Origin of the sequence: Candidatus Thioglobus sp., assembly GCF_028599055.1 — a bacterium.
GTDB lineage: Bacteria > Pseudomonadota > Gammaproteobacteria > PS1 > Pseudothioglobaceae > Thioglobus_A.
This window is the reverse complement of sequence record NZ_JAQRMS010000083.1, coordinates 1-5,170: the sequence shown is the minus strand read 5'-3', so window position 1 is coordinate 5,170 and position 5,170 is coordinate 1. Positions and strand designations below refer to the sequence as shown.

Annotated in this window: 6 protein-coding genes; 3 read left to right on the top strand and 3 right to left on the bottom strand. The window is 38.7% G+C overall.

What is annotated here, in order from left to right:
* The first annotated feature begins 120 nt into the window (after nt 1-120).
* From PSN35_RS05860 to PSN35_RS05850, 3 genes are all read left to right on the top strand, one after another.
* On the top strand, nt 121-1,131 hold the full coding sequence (locus PSN35_RS05860) for an ABC transporter substrate-binding protein (RefSeq protein WP_300030765.1): 1,011 nt from the start codon (nt 121-123) through the stop codon (nt 1,129-1,131).
* 69 nt (nt 1,132-1,200) lie between these two features.
* Nucleotides 1,201-2,091, top strand: coding sequence for a proline/glycine betaine ABC transporter permease (locus PSN35_RS05855; RefSeq protein ID WP_300030762.1), 891 nt, complete (start codon nt 1,201-1,203; stop codon nt 2,089-2,091).
* The gene (locus tag PSN35_RS05850; RefSeq protein WP_300030760.1) at nt 2,084-3,157 is read left to right on the top strand and encodes a glycine betaine/L-proline ABC transporter ATP-binding protein; all 1,074 of its coding nucleotides are present in this window, start codon (nt 2,084-2,086) and stop codon (nt 3,155-3,157) included. The genes PSN35_RS05855 and PSN35_RS05850 overlap by 8 nt, the downstream gene beginning before the upstream one ends.
* A gap of 101 nt (nt 3,158-3,258) precedes the next feature.
* On the opposite strand, the gene hemH is transcribed toward PSN35_RS05850, so the two are convergent.
* From hemH to PSN35_RS05835, 3 genes are all read right to left on the bottom strand, one after another.
* Nucleotides 3,259-4,227 carry a ferrochelatase gene (hemH, locus tag PSN35_RS05845; protein WP_300030757.1) on the bottom strand — a complete coding sequence of 323 codons (969 nt, stop codon included), beginning with the start codon at nt 4,225-4,227 and terminating at the stop codon, nt 3,259-3,261.
* Entirely contained in the window at nt 4,227-4,568 is a 342-nt protein-coding gene (locus PSN35_RS05840) for a co-chaperone YbbN (protein WP_300030754.1), read from the bottom strand. Before PSN35_RS05840 ends, hemH begins: the two co-directional genes overlap by 1 nt.
* Nucleotides 4,569-4,574: 6 nt before the next feature.
* The coding region (locus PSN35_RS05835; RefSeq protein ID WP_300030751.1) for a hypothetical protein at nt 4,575-5,170 on the bottom strand (596 nt) is incomplete at its 5' end.

Genomic DNA, 5,170 nt, shown 5'->3' with positions numbered 1-5,170 from the left:
GATCCTCTCAAAACTCAGTTCAGACTGTTAAAATGTTTAAGCAACTGTTAAGAAAATAGTTGTTTTATCTACTTAAGCCCTTTTGTTTTCTTCAGTTTTTTTTAAATAATAAAAGGTTTTATGCTAAATAAAAAACACATTAAAGCGGCAGGTCTTGCCATTACTTTTCTTCTGTCCTCAAATGCAGCTATCGCTAAATGTGGCGATATTCAAATTGCTGAAATGAACTGGGCATCAGCCGAATTAATGGCCAATGTCGATAAAATTATTCTTGAAGAAGGCTATGATTGTAACGTTAGTTTAGTGCCAGGCGCTACAACAACAACCTTTGCTTCAATGAACACCAAAGGTCAGCCGGATGTTGCACCAGAATTATGGATTAACGGTGTACGTGAGCCACTTGTTAAGGCAATGGATGCGGGTACGCTTCATTCGGCGAATGGCGGCCCAATTACAGATTTAGGTGAAGGCTGGTGGATTCCACCACACACGGCTAAAGCACATCCTGAATTAAAGACAGTACTTGACGTAATTAAACGTCCAGATTTATTCCCAGATAAAGAAGATCCGTCAAAAGGCGCTTTTGTCACTTGCCCTGCAGGTTGGGGTTGTCAGTTAACCAATGCTAATTTGTTCAAAGCATTTGATATGGAAAACAAAGGTTGGAAGTTGATCAATCCAGGTTCTGGCGCTGGTTTAGATGGCTCTATGTCAAAAGCGGTTGAGCGTGGTCAAAACTGGTTTGGTTACTACTGGTCGCCAACTGCGTTAATTGGCAAGTACAACATGACTAAGCTTGATTTTGGCGTTCCATTTGTGGGTAGTGAACATTGGGGCGGTTGTTTGGCCAAAGAAGAGTGCGCCAATCCACAACCAAGCTCTTGGACTGAGTCAGAAGTGCATACAGTTATTACTGATAAGCTTAAGAAAAATGGTGGCTCTGAAGTTTCAAATTACTTAAAGAATCGTGTTTATCCAGGCGCTGATATGAATGAAATGTTGGTCTATATGGGTGACAATCAAGCCAGTGGTGCCGATGCCGCAATTGAATTTTTACTAACCAAGCCAGACGTCTGGAAATCATGGGTAAGTAATGATGTTGCTACTAAAGTTAAAACAGCCATTAAATAATATATACATTTAAACAATAAAAAAAATGCCTGATTATTCAGGCATTTTTTTTAATAATACGAGCTAGTTATGGATTTTTTAGGTAAATTTCCGGCGATGAGTCGCGGTGAATTGCGTGATTTTAAAAAAGGTATCGATGGTAGTTTTTCTGAATTTACCAGCGAACATGGTGAAGCGATCGAAAGCTTCTTTGATCCACTTCTTCATTTTTTAGTTTGGTTCGAAAAATTATTACTGGCAACACCATGGCCACTTATTTTGCTAATTATTGGTGTATTTTCTTGGCTGGGAAGTCGCAGCGTTAAAATTGTAATAGGTGCAGTGCTGGCCTTTGTAGCTATTGGCTATTTTGGTATGTGGAAAGACACCATGTCAACCTTAGCAATTGTTTCGGTAGCAACGCTTATCTGTATTTCCATTGGCATACCAATTGGTATTTTGATGGCTAGATCAAAATACGCACAAGCTTTTGTCACACCACTGCTCGATGTCATGCAAACCATTCCAGCATTTGTGTATCTAATTCCAGTAGTAATGCTGTTAGGTATTGGTAAAGTTCCAGGACTGATCGCCGTATGTATTTATGCATTACCGCCAATTGTGCGTTTGACTAATCTAGGTATTCGCTTAGTCAGTAAAGAAGCATTAGAGGCAGCAGACGCATTTGGTGCTAATTATCGTCAACGTCTATTTGACGTGCAAATTCCCTTAGCACTACCCAATATTTTTGCTGGCATTAATCAAACCATTATGATGGCTTTATCAATGGTGGTGATTGCATCAATGATTGGCGTAGCAGGGTTAGGCGTACCAGTATTGCGCTCAATTTCAAATCAATATTTAGCCTTAGGACTGTTAAATGGGTTGGCAATTGTGGCTCTAGCCATTATCTTTGATCGAGTGACACAACAATATGGCAAGCGCTTGCAAAAACATAGACATGGAGACTTGCATGAGTAAGAATGAGATAGCCATTAGCATTAAAGGACTTTATAAGGTTTTTGGTAATCGATCAAAAAAAATGGTGACTCATCTTAAGGATGGCATGTCAAAAGCAGACTTGCTGGATAAATATCATCATGTGCTTGGTCTAAAGGATATCAATATTGACATTCCGGCACATCAGATTTCTGTAATTATGGGCCTTTCAGGCTCAGGTAAATCAACACTGATTCGTCACATCAATCGGCTAATTGAGCCAACCGCTGGCAGTATCGATATCTACGGTGAAAATGTATTGTCAATGTCAAAAGGTACACTTCGTGAGTTTAGGCGCCATAAAGTAGCAATGGTATTTCAAAAATTTGGCCTACATGTGCATAAGACCGTTGCAGAAAATGTAGCTTATGGCTTAGTAATCCAAGGCATGTCACTAAAAAAAGCCAAACAGAAATCATCAAAATGGCTTGTTAGAGTGGGTTTAGAAGGGTTTGAAGACCATTATCCATCACAACTTTCAGGTGGTATGCAGCAGCGTGTTGGTCTAGCACGGGCTTTGGCCACCGATGCGGACATTCTACTCATGGATGAAGCATTCTCAGCACTAGATCCATTGATTCGGACTGATATGCAAGACATTCTGTTAACTCTACAACAAGAGCTGCATAAAACCATCGTTTTTATTACGCACGATTTGGATGAAGCACTGCACATTGGCGACTCAATTGCAATTTTACGTGATGGTGAAATAATACAGCAGGGTAGTCCGCAAGACATTATTCTTAAACCTGATGACGAGTACATTGTTGACTTTATTCAAGATGTTAATCGGGGACGAGTCATTCAAATCAAATCAGTGATGAATAAAGGTGTAAGCATCAAAGGTCCAAATTTCAATCAAAACACGGTGTTAGAAGATATATTGCCTGAAATCGTTAAAAGCGCTCAGCAAATGGTCAATGTGGTCAATGATCAAAATCAGGTGATTGGCTCGGTTGATTTAAAAACCGTAGCCTCAGCCATTGCCAAACCAGTGATACAAAGCAATAACAACACTAACTACACACAGTCTAGTTCTGGTGATTGACTCAATATAGAGAAGAGAGGTTTGCTAATCAATATGAAATAAACCATTGAGATATGGACTCAATTCAGGTTATTTAACATAATATAAATTATACGAACAAACTATAAATGTTCTGACAGTACGCTAGCAAGTGCATCAATATGGTCTTGGCGAGTATTTAAAGCAGGAATGTAGCCAAACTCTTTTCCGCCCGCATTAATAAAGTAGCCGCGATTTTCATCATCAATCTCTTCTAATGTTTCCAAACAATCGGCAGAAAACCCTGGACACACCACCTGAACACTTTTAACACCAGAATGGGCAAAATCTTCTAATGTATCTTTAGTGTAGGGCTTTGTCCACTCTTCACGACCAAAAATTGATTGAAAACTCGCTTGCCACTGATCACCTCTCAATTTAAGCGATTTTGCTAATAAATCAGCCGTTTGCATGCAGTGTTGATAATACACATCGCCATTATCAACATAACGCTGCGGAATGCCGTGAAATGAAATGAGTAATTTATCAGGCGTGCCATTTTTAGCTTGATATTCACAAATAGAGTTAGTCAATGCTTGAATATAGGATTTATTCTGGTAATAATGCTCAATAAACACCATATCAGGCTTGTTAGGCCAAGTAGACAGAGTTTGCTCAATAGCATCAAGCGTAGATAGTGTGGTTGTTTTTGAATATTGAGGATACAGTGGTAAAGTAACAATTCTCTCGCAACCCTTATCTTTAAGCTTGTTTAGCGCTCGATCAATCGAAGGATTACCATAACGCATACCCATTTCAAACTCATAATCTTGCTCAGAAAGCGTCTTTTTTAACCCGTCCAATTGAGCCTGAGTAATGTTGAGTAAAGGCGATCCAGAGCCAAAACTATCCCAAATTTTGGCGTAATTTAATGCAGATTTTTTCGGTCGAATATTTAAAATGACTACATTTAAAGCCAGCCACCAAATTAATTTATTGGGCGGATCAACCACACGCGGATCAGACAAAAATTCAGACAAATAACGCTTTAAAGCGGACTTGGTTGGCTCATCAGGCGTGCCTAAATTGGTCAGTAAAATACCTGTTTTCATCAGCGTTTATCTAGATTGTTTTCGATAAAATCACGAACAAAATCAGGCGTTTGAGCAGAATGAAAACGATCTACTTCTTTGCCATTAATAAACGCAATAACCGTTGGAAATCCACGCACACCATAGCGTCCAGCGATTTTCATATTTTCATCTTCTGCTTCAATCTTGGTTAAAATAAATTCAGACGCATTGAATTCTTGCGCAACTGAAGTAATGACCGGCTCTAAAATCTTGCAAGGCCCACACCACTCAGCAGAAATATCTAAAATTACCAGCCGCTTGTGTGATTGGTCGATAACCAATTCATCAAAAGTATCAATATTTACCTCTAAAGCTGACATTATTTATTAACGCCTTAACGTATTTAGATCAAAATGACGACGCTTATTTCTATTGTAAATAGAGAAGGCTAACAATGCAATCACGCCGAACACACCAGCAGCACCGTAATACAACCAATTCATATTAAGTGGGGCGCTTGTAGCATGATCAACTTGGGTTGCTTTAGTGCTTTCAGAATCTGGCACAACGCTACTAGAATCAAGCTTCTGCTCGATTTTTTCCTCTTTAGAATTCTTCACCTTGGCTTCAACTGATATCTTTAATAGGCGATTATTTTCAAGTGTTAGCGCGTCCAAATCAGTCGTTAATTTAGCTATTGTGGTAATGGATTTTTCATAAGAAGCCTGAAGGTCTTTAAGTTTCTTATCTGCCTTTAAAATCTTGCTAGAAAGGTCTTTAACCTTGTTTTTGTGGTGATTAAGCGCTTTTAAAAGGTTGTTATTATTAGTGTTTTTTTCTAATTTATTAGGAGCTATATCAGTCAAAGTAGCAGATGGAATCCAGCCATTAATATTGTCAATTTCGACTAAAGACCAACCAGAGTAATGCATCGTTAGACGTTGCAGTTGTTGATCTTTGTGAATAACTTTTAAAATGTTAC

Bases quoted from the DNA above. Each gene is read 5' to 3' on its own strand.
- PSN35_RS05860 (WP_300030765.1), top strand. From the start codon at position 121: ATGCTAAATAAAAAACACATTAAAGCGGCAGGTCTTGCCATTACTTTT.
- PSN35_RS05855 (WP_300030762.1), top strand. From the start codon at position 1,201: ATGGATTTTTTAGGTAAATTTCCGGCGATGAGTCGCGGTGAATTGCGT.
- PSN35_RS05850 (WP_300030760.1), top strand. From the start codon at position 2,084: ATGAGTAAGAATGAGATAGCCATTAGCATTAAAGGACTTTATAAGGTT.
- hemH (WP_300030757.1), bottom strand. From the start codon at position 4,227: ATGAAAACAGGTATTTTACTGACCAATTTAGGCACGCCTGATGAGCCA.
- PSN35_RS05840 (WP_300030754.1), bottom strand. From the start codon at position 4,568: ATGTCAGCTTTAGAGGTAAATATTGATACTTTTGATGAATTGGTTATC.